Raw genomic sequence first — 23,788 nt, forward strand, 5'->3', positions numbered from 1 at the left:
CCCGCCGGACCGCAGGGTCCGGCGGGGGCCGGCCGCCGCCGCGCCGGCCGCTCCGGGTGGACCACCCCCCTGCTCGGCCTCGCCGGGATCGCCGTGCTCCTGGCCGTCTGGGAGGTCGCGCCCCGCACCGGGGCCGTGTCGCCCCGCTACCTGCCGCCCGCCTCGGAGGTGCTCGCCACCCTCGCCGAGCGGGTCACCCTCCCCGCCTTCTGGACCGCGGTCGGCGACACCCTCACCGCCTGGAGCCTCGGCCTGGCGATCGCGTTCGCCGCCGCCGTCGTCCTCGGCTTCGTCGTGGGCTCGGTCCCGGCGCTGCGCGCCTTCACCTCCTCCACGGTCGAGTTCCTCCGCCCCATCCCGTCGGTCGCGCTCATCCCGCTCGCCGTGCTCCTCTACGGCACCGACATCCAGTCGACCCTGCTGCTCGTCGTCTACGCGGCGTTCTGGCAGATCTACATCCAGGTGCTGTACGGGGTCGCCGACGTCGACCCCGTCGCCGAGCAGACCGCCCGCTCCTACGGGCTGGGCCGGTGGGCGCGCGCCCGCTACATCACCCTGCCCTCGGCGCTGCCCTACCTGATGACCGGGCTGCGCCTGGGCGCCGCGGTCGCCCTCATCCTCACCATCACCGCCGAACTGACCATCGGAACCCCCGGCCTCGGCCGGGAGATCGACGTGGCCCGCTCCAGCGCGGCCTACGCCTCCGTCTACGCCCTCATCGTCGCCACCGGTGTGCTCGGCGTCACCATCAACATCGCCGTCCGCGCCCTGGAACGCCGCGTCCTGCGCTGGCACACCTCCGTCCGAGGAGAGACCGCATCATGAGCGTGTCCGACGCGCCCGCGCCCCCGCGCACCGCACGGAAGGCCCGCACCGGCGCCGGCCCGCTGCTCCGCGTCCTCCAGGTCCTGCTGCTGCCCGTCCTGCTCATCCTGGGCTGGTGGGCCGGCAGCGCCTCGTCCGGCAGCTTCTACATGCCCACGCCCGCCGTGATCGCCGGGACCTTCGGCGACGTCTGGTTCGGCGAGCGCATCCTCACCGACGCCCTGCCCAGCATCGGCCGCCTCCTCAGCGGGTTCGCGCTCGGCGCCGCCATCGGCGTGGGCCTCGGGGTCGTCCTCGGCCTGTCCGCCCCGCTGCGCGCCTTCAGCGAACCCGTCCTGGAGTTCTTCCGCGCCATCCCGCCGCCCGTCCTGGTGCCGCTGCTCATGCTGCTCATCGGCGTCAACACCCCGATGAAGCTCGCCGTCATCGTCTCCGGCTGCGTGTGGCCCATCCTGCTCAACACCATCGAGGGCGTCCGCGCCGTCGACCCCGTCCTCACCGACACCTGCCGCTGCTACGGCATCCGCGGCCGCCGCCGGCTCACCACCCTGGTGCTGCGCTCCGCCAGCCCGCAGATCATGGCCGGGCTCCGCCAGGGCCTGTCCATCGCGATCATCCTCATGGTCATCAGCGAGATGTTCGCCAGCAACAGCGGACTCGGCTACGCCGTCGTCGAGTTCCAGCGCAGCTTCGCCATCCCCGAGATGTGGACCGGCATCGTCCTGCTCGGCCTGCTCGGCGTCGTCCTGTCCCTGCTGTTCGGCCTGGTCGAACGGCGCGTCCTCGCCTGGTACCACGGGCTGCGCGCCGTCACCCGCGACGGCTGAGCCGCCCGCGCCCACCCGCCGCCACCGCACCCCACGAGAAGGTCCCCATGCTTGACGTCACCGGACTGCAGAAGATCTACCGGGGCAAGGAGCGCGACGTCGAGGCCGTCCGCGACCTGACGTTCCGGCTCGCCGAAGGCGAACTCGCCTGCCTCGTCGGCCCCTCGGGCTGCGGCAAGACGACCCTGCTCAAGTGCATCGCCGGGCTCATGGAGCCCACCTCCGGCACCGTCCGCCTCGCCGGGCGCGACGTCACCGGCCCGCCGCCGGACATGGCCGTCGTCTTCCAGGAGTACGGCCGCAGCCTCTTCCCCTGGCTCACCGTCCGCGGCAACGTCGAACTGCCGCTCAAGGAGAAGAAGCTCCCCAAGGAGCGCCGCGCCGCCCTCGTCGCCGAGTCGCTGGAGGCCGTCGGCCTGGCCGACGCCGCCGGCGCCTACCCCTGGCAGCTCTCCGGCGGCATGCAGCAGCGCGTCGCCATCGCCCGCGCCATCGCCTACGAGCCGCGCGTGCTGCTCATGGACGAGCCCTTCGCCGCCGTCGACGCGCAGACCCGCGCCGACCTGGAGGACCTCATCCGCACCCTGTGGCACCGGTTCTCCATGACCGTCCTGTTCGTCACCCACGACATCGACGAGGCCGTCTACCTCGGCCAGCGCGTCCTCGTCCTGTCGTCCTCGCCCACCGTCATCCAGGACGACGTCGCCGTCGACCTGCCCGACGAGCGCGACCAGCTCACCACCCGCGCCGACCCCCGGTTCACCGAACTGCGCGGCCGCGTCTACGCCGAGATCCAGAACGCCAAGCGCGGTACGGCCGCCGCCACCACCGACTGAAGAACGAGCACCCCATGACAGCCACCGGCGGCAGCCCCCGCACCGTCCGCGACGCCACCTTCGACGTCCTGCGCGAGTACGGCCTCACCACCGTGTTCGCCAACCCCGGCTCCACCGAGATCACCTTCCTCACCGACCTGCCCGAGGACCTGCGCCTGGTGCTCGCCCTGCACGAGGGCTCCGTCGTCGGCATGGCCACCGGCTGGGCCATCGCCCACGACCGGCCCGCCCTCGTCCAGCTGCACACCACCGCCGGGCTGGGCAACGCCGTCGGCGCCCTGGCCACCGCCCGGGTCAACCGGGCGCCTCTGGTCGTCCTCGTCGGCCAGCAGGACCGCCGCCACCTCGCCCTCCAGCCGTTCCTCACCGGCCGGCTCCGCGACCTCGCCGGCGACTACCCGGTGTGGACCGACGAGCCCGCCACCGCCCAGGACGTGCCCGGCGCCGTCGCCCGCGCCCGCCACGAGGCCGTGCACGGACGCGGCCCCGCCATCGTCATCGTCCCCATGGACGACTGGGCCCGGCCCGCCGAGGACGGGCGCGAACGCGCCGCCGCCACCCGCGTCGTCCGCGCCGCCGCCGTCGACCCCGAGGCCGTCGCCGACGTCGCCGACCTGCTCGACGGCGCCCGCTCACCCGCCCTCGTCACCGGCGCCGGCACCGACACCGAGGACGGCTGGGCCGCCCTCACCGCCCTGGCCGAACGCCTCGACGCCCCCGTCTACCAGGAGAGCTTCGGCGCCCGCGCCGGCTTCCCCCAGGACCACCCGCTGTTCGCCGGGTTCCTGCCCGCCGACCGGCCCGGCGTGCGCGACACCCTCGCCGGGCACGACGCCGTCCTCACCGTGGGCGCCCCCGTCTTCCGCCAGTACCCCTACACCGAGGGGCCGTTCACCGCGTCCGGCACCCGCATCGCCCTGGTCACCGACGACCCCGCCGAGGCCCACCACAGCCCCGCCGAGACCGCCGTGCTCGCCCCCATCGCCCCCGCGCTGCGCGCCGTCGCCGCCCGGGTCGCCGAACGGCCGCGCACCCGGCCCGCCGCCGCGCGCGCCGCAGCCCCCGAGCCGCCCGCGGCGGGGGAGCCGCTGCTGCCCGGCCACGTCCTCGCCGCGCTCGCCGCCCGCGCCGACGCCGACACCGTCTTCGTGGAGGAGACCCCGTCGAGCCGGCCCGACATGCACCGGCTCGTCCCCGCCCGCCGCCCCCTCGGGTTCCTGTCGGCGGCCATGGGCGGGCTCGGGTTCGCCGTCCCCGCCGCCATCGGCGTGCGCATGGCCCGCCCCGACCGGCCCGTCATCGCCGTCGTCGGCGACGGCTCCTCCCTCTACCAGGTGCAGGCCCTGTGGAGCGCCGCCCACTACGGCACCGGCGTCCTGTTCGTCGTCCTGGCCAACGGCCGCTACGCCGTCATGGACCGGCTCGCCGAACGCCACGGCGGCAAGCCGTCGTGGCCCGGGTTCGAGGAGGTCTCCCTGTCCGGGCTGGCCCGCGCCCTGGGCTGCCCGGCCCGCACCGTGCGGACCCACGACGACCTCACCGCCGCCCTCGACGAGGTCGTCCCCACCCTCCGCGACCGCACCGAACCCGTGGTCCTGGACATCGCCGTCGCCGCCGAGCGCACCTTCCGGCCCTAGGAGAACACCGTGGCACTGCTGACCGACGACTGGACCGGCAAGGTCTTCACCGGCACCTGGACCCCCGCCCGCGGCGGCGACGCCCCCGTCACCGCCCCCGCCACCGGCGAGGAGATCGGCCGCATCGGCTCGGCCTCCGCCGACGACGTCACCGACTCCGCCGCCCGCGCCGCCACCGCCCAGCGCGCCTGGGCCGCCGCCTCCTTCGAGGAGCGCGCCGCCGTGCTGCGCCGCGCCGGGGCCCTCTTCGAGGAGCACGCCGAGGAGGTCGCCGGCTGGCTCGTCCGCGAGGCCGGGTCCGCCCGCGGCAAGGCCGGGTTCGAGGCCCACCTCGCCGTCACCGAGGCGTACGAGTGCGCCGCTCTGGCCTCCCAGCCCACCGGCGAGGTGCTGCGCAGCGCCAAGCCGCGCCTCAGCCTCGCCCGGCGGGTGCCCGTCGGCGTGGTCGGCGTGATCGCCCCGTTCAACTTCCCGCTGATCCTCGGCATGCGCTCCGTCGCCCCCGCGCTCGCCCTCGGCAACGCGGTCGTCCTCAAGCCCGACCCGCGCACCGCCGTCAGCGGCGGCGCCGTCATCGCCGAGGTGTTCCGCCGCGCCGGCCTGCCCGAAGGGGTCCTGCACGTCCTGCCCGGCGGCGCCGACGCCGGGGAGCGCCTCGTCGCCGACCCGCACGTGCGCGTCGTGTCCTTCACCGGCTCCACCGCCGCCGGGCGGCGCGTCGGCGAGGCCGCGGGCCGCCACCTCAAGCGCGCCCACCTCGAACTGGGCGGCAACTCCCCGCTCATCGTGCTGGACGACGCCGACCTCGACCGCGCCGCGTCCGTCGGCGCGTGGGGCTCCTTCCTGCACCAGGGCCAGATCTGCATGACCACCGGCCGCCACCTGGTGCACGAGTCGGTCGCCGACGCCTACGTCGAGAAGCTCGCCGCCAAGGCCGAGGCGCTGCCCGTCGGCGACCCCGAGCGCGACGAGGTCGCCCTCGGCCCCATCATCGACGCCGGCCAGCGCGACAAGATCCACGCCCTGGTCACCGCCAGCGTCGACGCGGGCGCGAAGCTGCGCGCGGGCGGTACCTTCGACGGCCTGTTCTACCGGCCCACCGTCCTCGACGGGGTCACCCCCGCCACCCCGGCGTTCTCCGACGAGGTGTTCGGCCCGGTCGCCCCCGTCATCCGGTTCTCCACCCTGGACGAGGCCGCCGAGATCGCAGCGGCGAGCGACTACGGGCTCTCGCTCGGCATCCTGACCGGCAACCCCATGCGCGGCATGGAGCTGGCCGACCGCATCCCGTCCGGCATCGTGCACATCAACGACCAGACCGTGGACGACGAGTCCGTCGCCCCGTTCGGCGGGGTGGGCGCGTCCGGCACCGGCTCGCGGTTCGGCGGCACCCGCGCCAACCTGGAGGCGTTCACCGAGACCCAGTGGGTCACCATGCAGAGCGAGATCGAGCGCTACCCGTTCTGACCCGGCCCCTCCCGGCACCGGCCCCCGCCCCCCTCTCCCGGGCGGGGGCCGGCGCGCGCTCACCCCTTCTCGGCGCCCGCCGTCAGCCCCGAGACCAGCAGCCGCTGCGCGAGCAGGAACCCGGCCACCACCGGCACCGTCACCGCCACCGAACCCGCCATCAGCACCGGCGCCGGGACGCTGAAGTCGGCCAGCCGCGCCACGCCCAGCGCCACCGTCCACCGGTCCCGGTCCGGCGCGAGGAACAGCAGCGCGAACAGGAACTCGTTCCACGCGATCATGAAGACGTACAGCCCGGTCGCCGCCAGCCCCGGCAGCGCCATCGGCAGCACCACCCGCACGATCACCTGGCGGCGCGAGCACCCGTCGACCTCGGCGGCTTCCTCCACCGACACCGGCACCGCCTGGAAGTAGCCGCGCAGCATGTACAGCGCCACCGGCACCGTCTGCGCCAGGTAGATCAGCACCAGCCCCGGCAGCGACCCGGTCAGCCCCAGCCGGCCGAACAGCACGAACAGCGGCACCGCAAGCACGATCCCGGGGAACAGGTACACCGCCAGGAACAGGCCGTTCACCGCGTCGCGGCCGAAGAACCGCAGCCGCACCGCCGCATAGGCGCCCAGCACGCTGCACGCCACCGCCGCCAGCGTCGTGGCCACCGCCACCACCAGCGAGTTCGCCATGAACCCGGCCAGCCCGAACCCGCCCCGCTCCTCGGGGGCCAGCGCCCGCCCGTACGCCGACGGGTCCCACGACCCCGGGCCCGGCAGGCCCAGCGGGTCGGCCGCCACGTCGGGGAACGGCCGCACCGACAGCACCACCCCGTACAGCACCGGCCCGGCGGCGGCCGCCACCGCCCCCGCCACCACGGCCACCCGCAGCACCCCCAGCACCCGCCGCTCCACCGCGTGCCGGTCCCACCGCCGCCGCACCCCGCCACCCCCTATCCGCTTCACACCCGGCCACGTCCCGTCGCCCGCACGTAGACCACCAAGGGCACCGCCAGCACCACCGTCATCAGCACGCCCAGCGCCGACGCCGCCCCGATGTCGGCCCGCGTCACCAGCTCCGTGTACACCCGCACCGCCACCACCTCCGTGCCGCCCGCGCCCCCGGTCAGCAGGTAGACGTCGGTGAAGTTCTGGAACGACCAGATGAACCGGAGCAGCCCCAGCAGCGCCAGGACCCCCGCCAACTGCGGCAGCAGCACGTGCCGGAAGACCTGCGTGGGCGACGCGCCGTCGACCACGGCGGCCTCCTCCAGCTCCGCCGGGACCGCCTGCAACCGGGCCGTCAGGAACAGGAACGCGAGCGGGAACGACTTCCACACCTCGAACAGCACCACCGCCGTCAGCGCCACCGGCACCGGGAACCCGGCCACCTCCACGTCGCGGGTCGTCAGCACGTCCACCGGCGCGTCCCACCCCAGGAACCGCTCACCGACCGCGTTCACCGGGCCGTACTGCGGGTTGAGCAGCGCGGCGACGACGGTCGTCGCCGCCACCACCGGCAGCACGTACGGCACCAGCACCACACCCCGCACCAGCCCGCGCCCGCGGAACGGCCGCCGCAGCGCCAGCGCCAGGGCCAGCCCCGCCGCCAGCGAGCCCGCCGTCGTCGCCACCGCGTACACCAGCGTGGTGCGCGCCGCCGCCCAGAACCCCGACCCGCCGAGCACCCGGGCGAAATTCGCGAACGACACCTCCAGGTCGCCCCAGCCCAGCGCCCGCACCTCGATCAGCCGCACCTCCTGGAACGCCAGCACCACCCCCGCCGCGAACGGCACCAGCACCACCGCCGCCACCACCGCCAGCGTCGGCGCCACCAGCAGGCGGCCGTGCCACTCCTCCCTCCGCCGCCGGGCGCCGCTCACCGGAGGTCCGCCCGCACGTCCTCGGCCGCCTCCGCCAAGCGGGCCGCCACCTCGGCGGGATCGGCGCCGTCGAACAGCGGGGCCACCTCACGGGCCAGCGCGTGCTGCGCCGCCAGCGCGCCCGCGAGCGCCGCGTCGTCCGTCCCGTAGCCCCACCGGCGGAAGTCCTGGGCGCCCGCCACGATCCGGTCGACCGCGTCCGCCCCGTAGACCTCCGCCAGCGGCACGCGGTTCGCGGGGTCCTCGCCGCTGGGCAGCTCCGCCCACCCCGCCGCGAACGCGTCCGGGTCCTCCGGGGTGCCCGCGCGCATCGGCACCCGGCCCTCCGGCGACACCCCGAGCGACTCCAGGTAGCCCTCCCCCAGGAGGAAGGCGGCGAACCGGCGGGCGCCGTCCGCGTCGGCGCCGCGCGGCACGCCCAGGTTCAGCGTCAACCCGTACTGGGCGCCCGGTCCGCCCCCGGGGCCGCCCAGCGCCGTCGTGAACCCCGAGTTCGCGGCGAGGAAGCGCGGGTCGGCCGCGCACGGCGCGCACGTCGGCGGGAAGTCCGGGGCCAGCCCGGCCAACTCGTCGAAGACGTGCGACCCCCAGAACAGCATCGCCGCGTCCCCGGCGAGGTAGGCGGCGCGCGTCGTCTCCACGTCCTGCTCGCCTTCGACCGACGCCGCCGCCAGCCGCTGGTAGTCGGCGAGCGCCCGCACGCACGCGGGGGAGTCCAGCGCGACCTCGCCCGCCGCGTCCACCAGCTCGCACCCGCCGGCCAGCAGCAGCGCCTCCAGCGTCTGCGTGGTGAACGGATCGCCGGGCCGGGTGCCCAGCGCGATCCCGGCGACCCCGCCGACGTCCAGGCGTTCGGCGGCGTCGGCGGCCTCGGCCGTGGTGGTCGGCGGCGCCACCCCCGCCGCCGCCAGCAGGTCCGTGCGGTACACGAGCACCTGGCCCCAGCCGTCGCTCGGAACGGCGGCGGGGACGCCGTCGACCGTCACCATCTCCACCGCCCGCGCGCTGAACGTCTCCGGGCCCAGCTCGGCCAGCAGGTCGGCGGCCACCCCGGTGTCGAGCAGGCCCTGCGCGGACCAGGCGGCCGCCTGGTCCGGGCCGATGAGCACCACATCGGGCACGTCCCCCGACACGGCCCCCGTGACCAGCGCCTGGTTCTGGTCGGCGGCGGCCATGGGCACCACCTCCACCGCGATCCCGGTCGCCTCGGTGAACCGGGCGGCGGTCGCCTCCTGCCGCGCCAGGCGGTCCGGGGTCACGTGCGGGGTCCAGAAGGTGAGCCCGTCGTCCGCGCCGCCGTCCGCCGCACACCCGCCCCCGGCCGCGACCAGCACCCCGACCGCGACGGCGGCCGCCACCCGGCGGCCCCACCCCCGGGCACACCCCCACGCGCACACCCGGCGGCGCGGCCCCACCACGCCCGCACCGGCCCACGACACCATGTCGACCTCCGATCCCTTCCGCGATGGCGAATCCCCGACCCCGGGCCCTCCGCCCGGGGCACCACCTGAAGCGGAACACCGGCGCCCTCCGGCCGTGGGGGGAGAAGGGGGACGCCACGCGGGGAGAAGAGCCATAGGGGGCGCCCCCCGCGTCGGCACCCCGGCCGCCCCGGCCGTCCGACCCCACCGGCGCCGGCGGACCACCGCGCACCGTCCCCGGCGTCCGCCCGCCCCGGAGTCCAAGGCGCTCGCAAGGGTGCCCGGGGATCGGCCGGACCGGACCCCGGTTCCCGAGGGGGACGTATCCCGATGCCCGGACGCACGAGCCGCCGGACCGCCGAGCGATGAGGCCGTCCGATGCGGTGGCAGGGGGTGTCGCGCACGGGGTATCCGGCGACCGGTCCGTCGAAAGAGCATGCGCGCGGCCGGAATCGCCGCGCACCGACTCCCGTCCGCCCACCCCGGCGCCCGACGCGCTCGCAAGAGGGCCGGGGGATCGGTCGTCCCATCGGACCCGGGTTCCCGAGGGGGTGCGCCTCCCGGCGCGGCGAGGGCGAGCCGCCACTTCGCCGGGCGGTGAGGGGGTCCGCACGCGCGTCGGCGGCCCCGGCGGGAGGGCGGGTGGGGCCGTCCGTGATGGCGCGTGCCGATCGCCGCACGGCCCGGGCCCGACGGGCACCGCACCTCGTCGGAGCCTCGCCCCTCGTCGGGGGAGGCGGTCGGCGTTCCGCCGGCATCCGGAGACGGCCCCCCGAGAAGGCGCGCGCCCCGGCGGCCTCGGCAGCGGCCCCGCCGGGGCGCCGGGGCGATGGGGGCGGCCTCCGATCGAGGGAGTCGGCACGTCCGTGCTCGCCGTACCGTGCCGGCCGCTCGACGTCGCCATGGGGTGGTGACGCGGGTCGGTCGGCGGTCGTCGGCGGGTACTCCGCCCGGTCGGCGGACGGGCCGCGTCGGCGCGTCCTATGTCCGCTATGGGTGCCGGCCCTGGTGCTCCCGCCGCTGCGGCCCCCTGGCGGCACGTCACCCTCCCGCCGAGGCGGGGACGGGCGGCATGGGGAGCGGGCGGCCGTCGAGGGCGGCCAGGGTCAGCAGCACGGTCGCCGCCGTCAGGCCGAGCGGGGCCACGGCGGCGGGCCGGCCCGCCGCCGTCACCTTCTCCGGCAGCGCCCCCAGGCGGGTGCGCCGCGCCGCCAGCCAGTCCAGCCGCTCCTCCGCCGGGCCGCGCTCGCCCAGGCAGGCCGCCGTCAGCGCGAACAGGGACATCTGCGGGGTCCACGCCGTGGCGGTGTCCGGCCAGTCGGCGCCCGGCCGCACACCCCCGTTGGCCAACCACAGCTCCCCGGTCGCCCGCCGCCACGCGCCGACCGCCCCCGGCTCGGCCGGGGCGAACGGCGGCAGCAGGAACGCCACCGACGCGTCGCGCCCCGCCCACCCCGGACCGTCCCCGCCGCCCTCCGGGGCCGGCACCGCGCGGGGGAACCCGCGCGGCGCGAAGTGCCGGCCGATCCCGGCCGCCAGCGCCCCGGCCGCCGCCGCACACCGCTCCGCCGCACGCGGATCACCGAGCCGGGGCAGCAGGTCGGCGGCGCACCGGGCGCCCAGCAGCAGCGGGGCGGCCGTCCCCAGGGTCACCCGGTCGGTCTCCTGCTCCCAGTAGTCGGGGGAGGGGCGCGGCAGACCGGTCACCGGGTCGACGGCCGCGCACAGCGCCCCCGCCGCGGCCCGCAGCGGCCCGGCGAGCGCCGCCCGGCCCGCGCCGTGCGCCCCGGGCGTGCCCGCCCACACCCACGCCGCCCAGAGCGTCCAGCCCAGCCCGTCGAGCTGGGTCCCGCGCCCGTCGGGCACCCGCCCCGACCCGTCGGGCAGGTACCGGGCCTGCCAGGTGCCGTCGGCCTCCTGCACACCCGCGACGTAGCGCAGCACCCGCAGCGCGTCGCCGGGCAGGCCGCACGCGCACAGCGCCGCCGCCCCGAACGCCGCGTCGCGCGGCCACACGTACCGCCAGTACGGGCTCGCCGCCGCGACCAGGGCCCCGTTCGGGTGCAGCAGGGCCAGCAGGTCCACCAGCGCGGTGCCCGCCATCTCCGCCCACCGGGTGCCCGTCCCGGGGACGCGGGCCCGCGCGTACCGGGCGCGCTCGCGGCCGCGCGCCTCGGGGGTGTCCGGGGCGGCCCCCGGCGGACCGCCGCCCGCCGCCAGCGCCGTCCCCCGCACCCGCCGCACCCGCGAGTGCGGCGGTACTGCCACCGGTGCCCCGTCGACCCCGGCCACCACGCCGTCGGTGTAGAGCCGGGTCTCCGGCGACCACGCGGTGCCCCGCACGCCCAGGGCCGGACCGGGATCGTCGGGCATCGCGCTCACCCCCTCGGCGGCCTCCGCCCCGGGGCCTGCCCCGGGCCCGGGCGCGCGCGGACGGCCGTCGTGAAGTCGCAGCGGTCGCCCCGGTACAGCGATCGTCCCTGTTCGACGCCGCGACCGCACTCGTCCACGCTGACCTGGTCGACGTCGAGTGCCGCGCTGCGCGGCGGCACGGCGAGCAGGGCGGCGTTCTCGCGGTCGAGGTTCACGGCGCGGATGCGGCGCTCGCCGCGGACGATCCGCACCCCGTAGGTGTCGGAGAGCAGCGCGTACAGCGACCCCTCCAACGGGTGCCGGAGCAGGCCGGGCACCAGGGCGGCGGGCAGCCGGACGCGCTCGACGCAGATGGGCATGCCGTCGGCGAGGCGGAGCCGGTCGAGTTCGTACAACTCGGCCCCCGCCGCGATGCCGAGGCGGGCGGCGACCCCCGGTGCGGCCCGGCCGGTGGCGGCGCGCAGGACCCGGGCGGCGGGGTGCAGCCCGCGCGCACGGGCGCTGTCGGTGAAGGACGACACGAGGGGGGTCGTGGTCAGGCTGGGCCGGGTGGCGAGGGTGCCCACCCCGGGGACCGACCGCACCAGGCCGTCGGCCTCCAGCAGCCGCAGGGCCGCCCGTACGGTCACCCGCGACACCCCGAACCGGGCGGCCAGCGCGCGCTCGGGCGGCAGCAGCCCGGCCGCGCCGAGCCGGGGGAGCAGGTCGCGGCCGATGAGGGTGCGCACCTGCTCGGCCTTCGGCGAGCGCCGGCCCATGACCGCCTCCCCTCCTTTGCCGCGAAGGTAGACCAACTCCGCCCCGGGCACCACCCCCTCACCCGGATCCCGCATCCCCGCCCCGCCGGCCCCGCCCCATCCGGCCGACCGTGCCGCCGACCCGCCGACCGGCCACGACCGGGCGCACGCGCGGAGGCCGCCCGGTGCGCCGGGCCGGGGGCGGAGCCCCGCCGCCGAACGGCCGATGGCCGAACCCGGCCCGAGAGCCCCACGGGCGGCCCGGCCGCTCCCGGTGCCACGCACGCGGGCCGGGCACGGGATGGAGAGCGGGGCGGCGGGGGTGGCCCGGGCGGTGTGGTGCCCCGGCCAGCGATGCGGCCCTCGGAAGGGGGCCGTCTGCCGGGGCTGCGGGGGTCGGGCGGGCGATGCCCCGTGGCCGGGCGGCGGAGCCGGTGGGCGCCGGGCGGCGGGCTGTGATGGGGTGGGGCGGATGGGTGGACGGCCGGGCGGGGCGGTGGGGTGGGTCGGCGGCGCTACGCTGGCGGGCATGGAGCGCCCCTACACCATCCTGAGCTGCGCGATGTCGCTGGACGGCTACATCGACGACGCCGGGCCGGAGCGGCTGCGCCTGTCCAGCCCGGCCGACTTCGAGGAGGTGGACGAGCTCCGGGCGGGCTGCGACGCGATCCTCGTGGGGGCGGGCACCGTTCGCGGCGACGACCCCCGGCTCCGCGTCCGCTCCACCGAACGCCGCCGCCGCAGGACCGCCGAGGGCCGACCCGCCGACCTGATCCGGGTCGTCCTCGGCGGGCGCGGCGGGCTCGACCCCGCCGCCCGCGTCTTCGCCCCCGCCGACGCCCCCACCCTCGTCTACGTGCCCGGCGCCGCCACCGCGGCCGCCGCCCGCGCTCGGCTCGCCACCGCGACCACCACCGAGGTCGCGGACGCCGGGGACCCGCTCGACCCGCGCGAGGTCGCCGCCGACCTGCACCGGCGCGGCGTCCGCCGGCTCCTGGTCGAGGGCGGCGGACACGTGCACACCCTGTTCCTCACCGCCGGGCTGGCCGACGAACTGCGGATCGCCGTCGCCCCGTTCTTCGTCGGGGACCCGGCCGCCCCCAGGTTCACCCGCCCGGGCGCGTTCCCCGACGGCCCCGACCACCCGCTGTCGCTCGTCGGCGTCCGCGACGTCGGTGGCACCGCCGTCCTGCACTACCGCCGGGAGGTATCCGCGTGACCCGCCACGGACCGTCCGATTCCGACGCGGTGCCCGGTCCTGCCGGGGTTCCCGACTCCGCCGGTGCGCCCGACCCGGACGCGATGCCCGGTTCCGCCGGGCCGCCCGACCCCGCTGGTGCCCCTGGCCCGTATGGGGGCACCGATCCCGGCGGGACGCCCGGCCCCGCCGGGCCGCCCGACGCCGAGAGGCGCGGCACCGCCGGTGGCGCTCCCGGCACCTCCGGTCCGGCGGGTGGCCTTCGGGACGCGTCCGGTGGCACCGACCACCCGCCCGGCGTCGCCGGTCCGGTGCGCGGCTCCGGGAATGCGTCCGGCACCCCCATCCCCGCGCACGGCTCACGGGATGTGCCCGGTGCCTCCCTTCCCGTGCCCGGCGGCGGTCCCTCGGCCGCGCACGGGGCGCCGGGGGTCGGGGCGGAGGCCACCGACGCCGACCGGGCGTGGCTGCGGGCGGCCATCGACCTGTCGCGCGCCTGCACGCCCTCGCCCACCGCCTTCTGCGTCGGAGCCCTGGTGGTCGCCGCCGACGGCACCGTCCTCGCCGACGGCTACTCCCGCCGCGACGACCCGCACGACCACGCGGAGGAGGCCGCGCTGCGCGCCCTGGCCGACGACGACCCCCGCCTGGCCGGCGCCACCGCCTACAGTTCCCTGGAGCCGTGCTCCCGCCGCGCCTCCCGGCCCCGCACCTGCACCGACCTCATCCTCGCGACGGCGATCCCGCGCGTGGTCTTCGCCTGGCGGGAACCCGACGTGTTCGTGGACTGCGACGGGGCCGAACGCCTCCGTGCGGCGGGCCGGACCGTTGTCGAGGTCCCCGACCTCGCCCCCGAGGTCCGCGCGGTCAACGCCCACCTGCTGGACTGATCCGCGCCCGAGGCGCGCGTGTCCGGTCGACATCCACCCGTCCGCCGCGCCGGTCCGGCCGCGCCGCCGTGCCGCGAACCCCGACCCGTCCGGCGCCGCGCGTGGAACAGGGCCGACCGGCACGCCCCGACAGCGAGAGGGCACCCGAGCGCCCCGCCGCCAGCCGCCGTCGACCGGCGTCAGCGGCGTTCCACGCGCCTCAGGACTCGGCCGCGCCCCGTTCGGACGCGCTGCGGAGCACGCAGAACTCGTTGCCCTCGGGGTCGGCGAGCACCGCCCAGCCGGAGCCGTCGGTGTTCCGGTGATCGGCGACGAAGGCGGCACCGATCCCCAGCAGCCGCTCCACCTCCCGATCGCGCGAGGTGTCGGGGCGCAGGCACAGGTGGATCCGGTTCTTGTCCTTCTTCGGCTCGGGTACCTCGTTGAAGTGCAGCACCGGGCCCTCCGCCAGCATCACCTGCGTCTCCGGCTCGCCCGGCCGGTCCTCCGGGTGCAGGGGGCGGCCGGTCACCTCGCTCCAGAACCGGGCCAGGGCGTAGGCGTCCGCACAGTCGATCGCCACGTTCTGCACCACCGAGATCATCCGCGCCCGCCCTCCGACGTCCCACTCCGACCGACGCCGCGCCGACCGTCCGCACCCACGGTTCCGGCACGCGCTCCGGGCACGGTAGCACCCCGCTCCGCGCGCCCACCGGAGCCTCCCTGCCGGCCGGCACCCCGGTCGGACGGGGCGCCGGAACCGCCGGCGGCCGGCGCCCGCCCTCACGGCAGGACCAGTACCTCCTCCAGCGCACGGCCCTCCGCGTCGGCCGGGGGCTCCGCCCCCAGGAGGCGGGCGACCGTCGGGGCGACGTCGATCGTGCGCGGGCGGTGCGGGACCGCGCCCCGCGCGACCCCCGCCCCCGACAGGATCAGCGGTGCGTGCGCCTCGCGCAGGCTCGCGTGGCCGCCCCGCTCCCGGTCGCCGAGGTCCTCGGGCGGGACGAACGCGTAGGGCGGCGCGGCGTCGACGGCGAAGTCGCCCTCGGCCGCGGCCGCGCCCATGGCGTCGAGGGCCGCCCGGTCGTGCACCGCCTCCAGCTCCGGCAGCCCGCGCAGCACCCGGCCGACGCGGTCGCGCCCCTCCGGTGTCGCGGCGGCCCCCCGCAGGTAGAGGTTGGCGGCGCGCGGGCTCGCGGTCACCACCACCTCCGACGCCGGGTCCGGCGCCCGCCCCGACGCCAGCCGCTCCAGCCGGAACCCCGCGTCGCGCACCGCCCCGAACACCTGAGGTTCCAGCGACGCGGTGTAGCCCGTCATGCCGTGGTCGGAGACGAACACGAACGTGGTCCCCGCCAGCAGCCCGGCGCGCTCGGCGGCCTCCACGATGCGGCCCAGCCCGGCGTCGTGCTCGGCCAGCCGGTCGGGGATGCGCGGCGACCCCGGCCCCTCGGCGTGTCCGATCGCGTCGATGTCGGCCGAGTACACGGCGATCAGGTCGGGCACGCGCGGCAGCTCCACCAGGGCGCCGTCGGAGGGCACCGGCTCCCCGCTGAGCGCCCGCACGACAGCGTCGACGTTCTCCTCCCAGGTGGCGCCCTGCGTGTACAGCCCGCCGGGGTCGCGGTAGGCGACGCCCTTGTCGTGCACGATGTACCAGCCCGACGCCAGCACCAGCAGGCCCTGGCGGCGCAGTCCCTGCGCCAGCGTCTCGGCGGTGACGGTGCGGGTCTGGCCCACCGCCCGCCCGGTCTCGGGGTCGAGCACGTAGGCGGCGTTGCCGTGCACGTGCGGCCGCGCCCCGGTGGCGATGCCCGCCCGGTTGGGGTTGGACACCGCCTTGTAGGTGCACGCCGCGACCGACCGCACCCCCTCGCGCGCCAACCGGTGCAGGTGCGGCATCCGGTCGGCGAGGTGGGCGTCGAGATAGCGGGGGTCGACCCCGTCCCAGTCCACGAGGACCACCGGCCCGGCGGGGGAGCGCGGCCGCGCCGCCCCGGTGGCCGTGGCGAGGGTGGCGGCGACGGCGGCGGCGACCACCGTGGTGTGCAGGAAGGACCTACGGCGCATGGGCGGCCTCCGGTGCGCGGAGCGGGTTCCGCCGCGACTATAACCCCGCGCACCGCGCCCGCCGGGGAGGCGGCGCCGCGCAGCAGGGCGCGCCCTGCCGCCGCGTCCCGGGGCCGTCACGTCCGGGCGTCACCTCCGGACCGCCACTTCCGGGCCGCGCCTCCGGACCGCCACCTCCGGGCGGCTACATCCGGTCGACCGCGCGCACCCGCACCACGGCCCGCCCCTCCTCGTCGGAGGCGGCGAGGTCGATCTCGGCGGTGATGCCCCAATCGCGGTCGCCCGCGGGGTCCTCGAAGACCTGCCGGACCTCCCACACGCCCGGCCGCTCCTCGATGTGCAGCATCTTCGGTCCGCGCGCATCGGGGCCGATGCCCAGCGTGTCGTGCTCCGCGAAGTAGTCGCCCATGGCGTCGGCCCACTCCTCGGCGTCCCACCCCTCGTCGCCGTCGAGCGCGCCCAGGTCGGCGTAGCGGCGCAGCGCCGCCAGCTCCACCCGGCGGAACATCTCGTTGCGCACCAGCACCCGGAACGCCCGCTGGTTGGCGGTGACCGGCGTGTGCCGCTCCTCGATCTCCTCCGGGGCCACGTTCTCGGGGGTCGGGTTGGTCAGCTCCTCCCACTCGTCGAGCAGGCTGGAGTCGACCTGGCGGACGAGTTCGCCCAGCCACTCGACCAGGTCGAGCAGCTCCTCGGTCTTGGCGTCCTCGGGGACCGTCTGGCTCAGCGCCTTGTACGCCCCGGCGAGGTAGCGCAGCACCAGGCCCTCCGAGCGCGCCAGCTCGTAGAACCCGACGTAGTCGGTGAACGTCATGGCCCGCTCGTACAGGTCGCGCGCCACCGACTTCGGGCGCAGCGGGTGGTCGCCCACCCACGGGTGGCCGCGGCGGTACACCTCGTAGGCGTGGTCGAGCAGCTCCTCCAGCGGCTTGGGGTAGTCGACCTCCTCCAGCCGCTCCATGCGCTCGTCGTACTCGATGCCGTCGGCCTTCATCTGCCCGATGGCCTCGCCGCGCGCCTTGTTCAGCTGCGCGCCGAGGATCTGGCGCGGGTCGTCCAGCGTCGACTCCACCACCGTCAGCACGTCCAGCGGGTAGTCCGGCGCCTCCTTGTCGAGCAGCTCGAACGCCGCCAGCGCGAACGTCGACAGCGGCTGGTTGAGCGCGAAGTCGGGCTGGAGGTCGACGGTGAGCCGCGCCGTGCGGCCGTTCGCGTCGGGCTCGGGCAGCCGCTCCACGATCCCGCCGTCGATCAGCGACCGGTAGATGGCGATCGCCTCGCGGATGTGCCGGCGCTGCGTGGGGCGGTCCTCGTGGTTGTCGGTGAGGAGGTGGCGCATCCCCGCGAAGCAGTCGCCGGGGCGGGCGATGACGCTGAGCAGCATCGCGTTGCTCACCCGGAACCGCGACTTCAGCGGCTCCGGCTCGGCGGCGATCAGCTTCTCGAACGTGGCCTGGTCCCAGCCGACGAACCCCTCGGGGGCCTTCTTCCGCACGACCTTGCGCCGCTTCTTGGGGTCGTCGCCCGCCTTGGCCAGCGCCTTCTCGTTCTCCACGACGTGCTCGGGCGCCTGCACCACCACGTTGCCGACGGTGTCGAACCCCGCCCGCCCGGCGCGCCCCGCGATCTGGTGGAACTCGCGGGCGCCCAGCCGGCGCACCCGCGACCCGTCGTACTTGCTCAGCGCCGTGAACAGCACCGTGCGGATCGGCACGTTCACCCCCACGCCCAGCGTGTCGGTGCCGCAGATGACCTTCAGCAGGCCCTGCTGCGCCAGCCGCTCGACCAGCCGCCGGTACTTCGGCAGCATGCCGGCGTGGTGCACGCCGATGCCGTGCCGCACATACCGCGACAGGTTCCGGCCGAACTTCGTGGTGAACCGGAACGCGCCGATCTCCCGGGCGATGGCGTCCTTCTCCTCCCGGGTGCACATGTTGATGCTGGTCAGCGACTGCGCCCGCTCGACCGCCTGCGCCTGGGTGAAGTGCACGATGTAGACGGGGGACTCGTGCGTGGAGAGCAGCTCCTCCAGCGTCTCGTGCAGCGGGGTGGTCCGGTAGGAGTAGAACAGCGGGACCGGGCGCTCGGCCGAACCCACGACCGTCGTCTCCCGGCCGGTGCGCCGGGTCAGGTCACCCTCGAACCGGGACACGTCGCCCAGCGTGGCCGACATCAACAGGAACTGGACCTGCGGGAGTTCCAGGAGCGGCACCTGCCACGCCCACCCGCGATCGGGGTCGCCGTAGAAGTGGAACTCGTCCATGACGACGGTGCCGATGTCGGCCTTCGCGCCGTCGCGCAGCGCGATGTTGGCCAGCACCTCGGCGGTGCAGCACACGATCGGGGCGTCGGAGTTGACGCTGGCGTCGCCGGTCATCATCCCGACGTTCTCGGTGCCGAACATCGCGCACAGGTCGAAGAACTTCTCCGACACCAGCGCCTTGATCGGGGCGGTGTAGAACGCGCACTCGTCGCGGGCCAGGGCGGCGAACAGGGCGCCCGCCGCGACCAGGCTCTTGCCGGAGCCGGTGGGGGTGCTCAGGATCACGTTCGACCCCGACACCACCTCGATCAGCGCCTCCTCCTGGTGGGGGTAGAGCGCCAGGCCGCGCTCCTCGGCCCAGGTGGCGAACGCCTCGAACAGGGCGTCGGGTTCGGGGCGGGGCGGCAGCCGATCGATGAGACTCACGCCTCCCATACTGCCCGTTCCCGGCGACTGCCCGGTACGGACCGTTCCGGGGGCGGGCGCTCGGGGGTGCAGGTGACCGGACGCGCGGGCGCGGAGGCGCCGGGGCATGGGGGCGGTGGCGGCAGGGTGGGCGCGCGTCGGGACACGGCGGGACGTCCGTCGGGCGGACACGCGGCAGGGCACCTGCCGGGCGGGGCCGCCGGCAGAGCGGGGATGTGTCGGGGGCGCGCCCCTGCGGGACGCGCCCCCATCGATCGCACCGGGCGCGGGCGGCGGCCCGCGCCCGCCGCTAGATCAGGCCGAGCTTGCGGACGGTGTCGCGCTCCTCGGTCAGCTCGGCCACCGAGGCGTCGATGCGCTCGCGGGAGAAGTCGTCGATCTCCAGGCCCTGCACGATCTCCCACCGGCCGTTGCGCGAGACCACCGGGAACGACGAGATCAGGCCCTCGGGCACCCCGTAGGAGCCGTCGGAGGGGATGGCCGCCGAGGTCCAGTCGCCCTCGGGGGTGCCGTTCACCCAGTCGTACACGTGGTCGATCGCCGCGTTCGCGGCGGACGCCGCCGACGAGGCGCCCCGGGCCTCGATGATCGCGGCGCCGCGCTTGGCGACGGTCGGGATGAAGGTGTCGCGCAGCCACGCGTCGTCGTCCACCGCCTTGGCCCCGGTGGTGCCGTTGACCTCGGCGTGGAAGATGTCGGGGTACTGGGTCGCGGAGTGGTTGCCCCAGATGGTGAGCTTCTTGATGTCGGTGACGGCCACGCCGAGCTTCTGCGCGAGCTGGGTGAGCGCGCGGTTGTGGTCGAGCCGGGTCATGGCGGTGAACCGCTCGGCCGGTACGTCCGGGGCGTGCGCCTGCGCGATCAGGGCGTTGGTGTTGGCGGGGTTGCCGACCACCAGGACGCGGATGTCGTCGGCGGCGCCGGCGTTGATGGCCTCGCCCTGGGGCTTGAAGATTCCGCCGTTGGCCTCCAGCAGGTCACCGCGCTCCATGCCCTTGCCGCGCGGGCGGGCGCCGACGAGCAGGGCGACGTTCGCGCCGTCGAACGCGGGGCGGGCGTCGTCGAAGATGTCGATGCCGCGCAGGAGCGGGAACGCGCAGTCGTCGAGCTCCATGGCCGTGCCCTCGGCGGCCTTCACGGCCTGCGGAATCTCCAGGAGACGCAGCTTCACGGGCGTGTCCGGGCCGAGGAGCTGACCGGAGGCGATGCGGAACAGCAGCGCGTAGCCGATCTGTCCGGCCGCGCCGGTGACGGTGACGTTGACGGGTGCTTGGGCCATGACCTTCTTCTCCTGACGACGTGTGTGCGACCGGCGATGCTATCTTCCGGCCCGTTCCGGTCCCGCGCCGACCCCGATGCCGACGCGCGCCCTCGGGTCCGGGTGACCGCACCGCCCCATCCACCCTAGTCGGACGCCCCCCGCCCCTCACGGCCCGGCCATACTTCCCGCCGCGCCGGCGGGGCGCCCGTCCCGCCCTTCTCGGCACCCGGGGGCGCCCGGCCGCACCCTGTTAAGATGTCCGCCATCCCGACGCCCCGCGCGCCGGGACGGAAGTCAGGAGACATCCCCGGCCACACCCGTACCGTGGCCCGGCCGTCCGGTGCCGCGCCCCGCCACCCGCCCGGCCGCGACGCCGGACCGCCCGGTCCGGCACCCGCGATGTCCCCGGCTCCCGACGACGCGGGCCGGTAGCTCAGCTGGTCAGAGCAGGGGACTCATAATCCCTGGGTCGCGGGTTCGAGCCCCGCCCGGCCTACCCTTCGCGAACACGCAAAAACGCCGTTGACCTGCGCCGACAGGTCAACGGCGTCCGCACATCATGTCCGGCTGACTACGGCCGCAGACGGCCCTAGCCGGTCGGCCACGCTGAATACACGCTGAAGTTCCGAGCGGTCAGAAGTCGGCGAACCCCTCCTCCGCCCGGCGCCGGGCTTGCTCCTCGCCGCCGTCGATGCAGCGGGCGTAGATGCGCAGCAGCACCTCCAAGCTGTGGCCGGCCCACCCCGCGATCTGCGCGGGGTTGACCCCCTTGCGGCTACTCCGATCCATCTTCTTTCTTCGCCAAGTGAAGAGCCAGCGGAGTGATGACGAACAGCCAAACGCCAATCGTCACAGCTACATATACGAGCGCCTGGTTCGTCGGGAAAAAGGGGTCAGGGGCGGTCGTGGGGCGGGGGGAAGACCGGGGTGGTGGCGGGCTCGTAGGGGAGGGTGGCGAGGGTGTCGGCGTAGGCCCGGTCGAGGGCGTCCCGCCGGCGGTCGGTGTGCGGGTCGGCGGGGTGGTCGGCCAGGCGTGCCCGCCGGCCGGAGTGCGCCTCGGTGATCTCCTCGGCGGTCGCCCGCCAGGCGGTGTCGTCGTGGACCCGGACCAGTTCGACGCAGTCCGGTGCCGCGCCCTCCGCCAGCGCGGCCGCGGCCCGGTCGTGGCCGTCGAGGAGGAGCCAGCCGTCCAGGAAGGACACCCACCACAGCAGGACGGGGGCGAGGGTGCCGTCACGGGCGTGCTTGCGGAGGGCCCGCACGCGGGGGGCGTCCGGGGCGGACAGCGGGCGCAGGGGCAGGACGCCGTGCCAGCCGCCCCCGCACAGCAGCTCGATGGTGGCGTCCGGCCAGTCCCGGACGAGGTCGGAGCTCCAGACGCCCGGCTCGAAGGCGGAGCGCCGGGTCAGCCGCCACCGCCCGTGGTGCAGCGGGCCGTGCGCGGTCTCCTCCAGCCACCGCGCGTAGCGGTGTGGCCAGTCGGGGCCGCGCCGCATCAGCGCGGCGGACACGGGCGGCAGGGGGGAGAGGTTTCCGAGCAGGCGGCGCAGGCGGAGGTCGCGGCAGCACCCGCCGCCCTCCGCGCGCGCCGCGATGAGCGTTCGCACGCCCTGCCGGAGGGCCCATCCGTCGCCCGCCGCCCGTTCGAAGCGCAGCGGGGGCGGGCCCGGGCGGTCGGCGGGCACCGACAGGACGAGCCCGCCCCGCGGCAGCGGTTCCCTCGTCGCCTTGGCCACCGGGTCAGGCTAGCAACGCGGTCGGTGTGGGCGGGAGGGGGCGCGGCCGCCGCGTCGGGCCGGTTCGGGGCAGCGCCGGTGGCCGTGAGCGGCGATGGTGAGGGGGTGGAAGACCGCGAGGAGTGCCGCGGCGGGTGCTTCGAGCCGGTGCCGGGTCAGCGCCGGCGGGCGTAGGCGGCGACGGCGAGGGGGCAGAAGACCGCGAGGAGTGCCGCGGACCAGACGAGGGTCCGGATGATGGAGCCGTCCGCCGGGGTGCCGGTGAGCAGGGCGCGGGCGGCGTCCATGGCGTGGGTGGCGGGGTTGACGCCCGCCCACGCCTGGAGCCAGCCGGGCAGGGTGTCGACGGGTGCCGCCAGGCTGGTGCCGAGCATCAGCGGGATGAACGCGATGAAGGCGAAGCCCATGACGGCGTTCTCGTCGCGGACGAGGACCCCGAGGAACACGGTGACCCAGCTCAGGCAGAACCCGAACCCGAGCATGAGCGCGACCGCGCCCAGCGCCGACGCCGCGTCGGTCTGCACGCGGAACCCCATCAGGTACCCGATGCCGAACAGCAGGGCGACCGCCACCGCGTAGCGGACCACGTCGGCGAGGATCGAGCCGAGCAGCGGCGCGGAGCGCCCGATGGGCAGGCTGCGGAAGCGGTCGAAGACGCCCTTCTTCATGTCGATGTTAATGGCGAGTCCGCTGGAGAGCATGCCGGACAGTCCCGCGCCCATGACCGCGATCCCGGGGAAGAGGTAGAGCAGGTAGGCGTCGGTCGACCCGGCGACGGAACCGCCGAACAGGAACGTGAACAGGACGAGGAAGAGGGCCGGGGTCAGGACGCCGTTGAGCATGGCGCCGGGGTTGCGGGCCGACTTGGCGAGGCTCCGGCCGGTCAGGACGAGGCTGTGCCGGAGCAGCCGCGCCGGCCTGCGGGGCGCGGCGGCGTCCGCCGTGGCCGGGGCGGGCGTCGCGGTCGGGGTGGCGGGGGTCATGCGCGGCTCCTCGCGGTCGCGGTGTCGGTCGGCGCGCCGCGGTCGGACGCGCCGTTGTCGCCGCCGGTCAGGGCGAGGAAGACCTCGTCCAGGCCGGGCAGGCGCAGGGAGAACTCGGCCAGGGCGATGCCCTGCTCCTCGAAGCGGCGCGCCACCTCGAAGAGGGAGCGGTCGTCGTCGACGGGGACGACGAGTTCGTGGGTGCTGGTGCGCTCGGCGCCGTGCCCGGAGACCGCGGTGAGGATGCGGGCCGCGTCGCCGAGCCGGTGCGGGTCGCGGGGCCGGGCGGCGATCGCCTGCCCGCCGACGATGCGCTTCAGCTCCGAGGGGGTGCCGTGGGCGATGACGCGGCCGTGGTCGATCACCGCGATGGAGTCGGCGAGGGCGTCGGCCTCCTCCAGGTACTGCGTGGTGAGCAGCACGCTCGCGCCGTCCGCGGTGAGTTCGCGGACGACGCGCCACAGGTCTTCGCGCCGGCCCGGGTCGAGGCCCACGGACGGCTCGTCGAGGAAGACGACCCGGGGCCGGCCGACGAGGCTCGCGGCGAGGTCGAGCCGGCGGCGCATCCCGCCCGAGTAGGTGGCGACGGGCCGCCGCGCGGCGTCCTCCAGCCCGAACCGGTCGAGCAGTTCCTTCGCGCGCCGGACCGCGTCGGGTTTGCGCAGGTCGAGGAGGCGGCCGATCAGGACGAGGTTGCCCAGGCCGGTCAGCTCCTCGTCCAGCGTCGCGTACTGGCCGGTCAGCCCGATCAGGCGCCGCACCCGGTCGGCGTCCCGGACGACGTCGAGGCCGCCGACGCGCGCCGTCCCCGCGTCGAAGCCCGTCAGCGTGGCGAGGACCCGGATGGCCGTCGTCTTGCCCGCCCCGTTGGGCCCGAGGACCCCCAGCACGGTCCCGTGGCGGGCGTGCAGGTCGACGCCCGCCAGGGCGGTGGTCCGGCCGAACCTTTTGACCAGCCCTTCGGTCCGGAACGCGTGGTCGTCCAT

General features: G+C 76.2%; 20 protein-coding genes and 1 tRNA gene. 8 read left to right on the top strand and 13 right to left on the bottom strand.

Going from position 1 to position 23,788, the window contains the following annotated elements:
* The 5 genes from NT8_RS10560 to NT8_RS10580 form a co-directional block, all read left to right on the top strand.
* Positions 1 to 825 (top strand): ABC transporter permease (locus NT8_RS10560; protein ID WP_067967018.1); only part of this gene is annotated, 825 nt, incomplete at its 5' end.
* The gene (locus NT8_RS10565) at positions 822 to 1,652 is read left to right on the top strand and encodes an ABC transporter permease (RefSeq protein WP_084468818.1); all 831 of its coding nucleotides are present in this window, start codon (positions 822 to 824) and stop codon (positions 1,650 to 1,652) included. The genes NT8_RS10560 and NT8_RS10565, both read left to right, overlap by 4 nt.
* Before the next feature lie 47 nt (positions 1,653 to 1,699).
* Positions 1,700 to 2,488: an ABC transporter ATP-binding protein gene (locus NT8_RS10570; protein ID WP_067967021.1), complete on the top strand. Its 789-nt coding sequence runs from the start codon at positions 1,700 to 1,702 to the stop codon at positions 2,486 to 2,488.
* A gap of 14 nt (positions 2,489 to 2,502) precedes the next feature.
* On the top strand, positions 2,503 to 4,125 hold the full coding sequence (gene mdlC / locus NT8_RS10575) for a benzoylformate decarboxylase (RefSeq protein WP_067967025.1): 1,623 nt from the start codon (positions 2,503 to 2,505) through the stop codon (positions 4,123 to 4,125).
* Between the two features lie 9 nt (positions 4,126 to 4,134).
* On the top strand, positions 4,135 to 5,592 hold the full coding sequence (locus NT8_RS10580) for a benzaldehyde dehydrogenase (protein WP_067967028.1): 1,458 nt from the start codon (positions 4,135 to 4,137) through the stop codon (positions 5,590 to 5,592).
* Between the two features lie 59 nt (positions 5,593 to 5,651).
* Here NT8_RS10580 and NT8_RS10585 read toward each other — a convergent pair whose 3' ends face one another.
* From NT8_RS10585 to NT8_RS29855, 5 genes are all read right to left on the bottom strand, one after another.
* On the bottom strand, positions 5,652 to 6,548 hold the full coding sequence (locus tag NT8_RS10585) for a carbohydrate ABC transporter permease (protein WP_245646121.1): 897 nt from the start codon (positions 6,546 to 6,548) through the stop codon (positions 5,652 to 5,654).
* Positions 6,545 to 7,465 carry a carbohydrate ABC transporter permease gene (locus NT8_RS31245; RefSeq protein WP_067967033.1) on the bottom strand — a complete coding sequence of 307 codons (921 nt, stop codon included), beginning with the start codon at positions 7,463 to 7,465 and terminating at the stop codon, positions 6,545 to 6,547. Before NT8_RS31245 ends, NT8_RS10585 begins: the two co-directional genes overlap by 4 nt.
* On the bottom strand, positions 7,462 to 8,907 hold the full coding sequence (locus tag NT8_RS10595) for an ABC transporter substrate-binding protein (protein WP_084468819.1): 1,446 nt from the start codon (positions 8,905 to 8,907) through the stop codon (positions 7,462 to 7,464). Before NT8_RS10595 ends, NT8_RS31245 begins: the two co-directional genes overlap by 4 nt.
* A 1,020-nt stretch (positions 8,908 to 9,927) precedes the next feature.
* Positions 9,928 to 11,259: a hypothetical protein gene (locus NT8_RS10600; protein ID WP_067967095.1), complete on the bottom strand. Its 1,332-nt coding sequence runs from the start codon at positions 11,257 to 11,259 to the stop codon at positions 9,928 to 9,930.
* 5 nt (positions 11,260 to 11,264) lie between these two features.
* Complete coding sequence (locus NT8_RS29855) at positions 11,265 to 12,017, bottom strand: GntR family transcriptional regulator (protein ID WP_067967039.1); 753 nt, start codon at positions 12,015 to 12,017, stop codon at positions 11,265 to 11,267.
* Positions 12,018 to 12,525: 508 nt separating this feature from the next.
* Here NT8_RS29855 and NT8_RS10610 point away from each other — a divergent pair.
* Together NT8_RS10610 and NT8_RS29280 are read left to right on the top strand one after the other, a co-directional pair.
* Entirely contained in the window at positions 12,526 to 13,215 is a 690-nt protein-coding gene (locus NT8_RS10610; protein WP_067967042.1) for a RibD family protein, read from the top strand.
* A gap of 368 nt (positions 13,216 to 13,583) precedes the next feature.
* Positions 13,584 to 14,084 (top strand): cytidine/deoxycytidylate deaminase family protein, encoded by a 501-nt coding sequence (locus NT8_RS29280; protein WP_067967043.1) that lies wholly within the window; start codon positions 13,584 to 13,586, stop codon positions 14,082 to 14,084.
* A 199-nt stretch (positions 14,085 to 14,283) separates the two neighbouring features.
* Here the strand turns inward: NT8_RS29280 and NT8_RS10620 are convergent, their stop codons facing one another.
* The 4 genes from NT8_RS10620 to NT8_RS10635 form a co-directional block, all read right to left on the bottom strand.
* The gene (locus tag NT8_RS10620; RefSeq protein WP_067967045.1) at positions 14,284 to 14,667 is read right to left on the bottom strand and encodes a VOC family protein; all 384 of its coding nucleotides are present in this window, start codon (positions 14,665 to 14,667) and stop codon (positions 14,284 to 14,286) included.
* A gap of 179 nt (positions 14,668 to 14,846) precedes the next feature.
* Positions 14,847 to 16,133 (bottom strand): alkaline phosphatase family protein, encoded by a 1,287-nt coding sequence (locus NT8_RS10625; protein WP_067967048.1) that lies wholly within the window; start codon positions 16,131 to 16,133, stop codon positions 14,847 to 14,849.
* Between the two features lie 184 nt (positions 16,134 to 16,317).
* Positions 16,318 to 18,831, bottom strand: a complete 2,514-nt coding sequence (locus NT8_RS10630; protein WP_067967051.1) for a DEAD/DEAH box helicase — start codon at positions 18,829 to 18,831, stop codon at positions 16,318 to 16,320.
* A 280-nt stretch (positions 18,832 to 19,111) separates the two neighbouring features.
* Positions 19,112 to 20,101 (bottom strand): malate dehydrogenase, encoded by a 990-nt coding sequence (locus NT8_RS10635; RefSeq protein WP_067967054.1) that lies wholly within the window; start codon positions 20,099 to 20,101, stop codon positions 19,112 to 19,114.
* Positions 20,102 to 20,505: 404 nt separating this feature from the next.
* Here NT8_RS10635 and NT8_RS10640 point away from each other — a divergent pair.
* Positions 20,506 to 20,579: transfer RNA gene (locus NT8_RS10640), tRNA-Ile, on the top strand.
* A gap of 137 nt (positions 20,580 to 20,716) precedes the next feature.
* On the opposite strand, the gene NT8_RS29285 is transcribed toward NT8_RS10640, so the two are convergent.
* The 4 genes from NT8_RS29285 to NT8_RS10655 form a co-directional block, all read right to left on the bottom strand.
* The gene (locus tag NT8_RS29285; protein ID WP_157515670.1) at positions 20,717 to 20,872 is read right to left on the bottom strand and encodes a hypothetical protein; all 156 of its coding nucleotides are present in this window, start codon (positions 20,870 to 20,872) and stop codon (positions 20,717 to 20,719) included.
* Between the two features lie 104 nt (positions 20,873 to 20,976).
* Positions 20,977 to 21,819, bottom strand: coding sequence for a hypothetical protein (locus tag NT8_RS10645; protein ID WP_067967055.1), 843 nt, complete (start codon positions 21,817 to 21,819; stop codon positions 20,977 to 20,979).
* Positions 21,820 to 21,974: 155 nt separating this feature from the next.
* On the bottom strand, positions 21,975 to 22,802 hold the full coding sequence (locus NT8_RS10650; RefSeq protein ID WP_084468821.1) for an ABC transporter permease: 828 nt from the start codon (positions 22,800 to 22,802) through the stop codon (positions 21,975 to 21,977).
* Entirely contained in the window at positions 22,799 to 23,788 is a 990-nt protein-coding gene (locus NT8_RS10655; RefSeq protein WP_084468822.1) for an ATP-binding cassette domain-containing protein, read from the bottom strand. Before NT8_RS10655 ends, NT8_RS10650 begins: the two co-directional genes overlap by 4 nt.

This window comes from Nocardiopsis trehalosi NBRC 14201 (genome assembly GCF_001552555.1).
GTDB classification, from domain to species: domain Bacteria; phylum Actinomycetota; class Actinomycetes; order Streptosporangiales; family Streptosporangiaceae; genus Nocardiopsis_B; species Nocardiopsis_B trehalosi.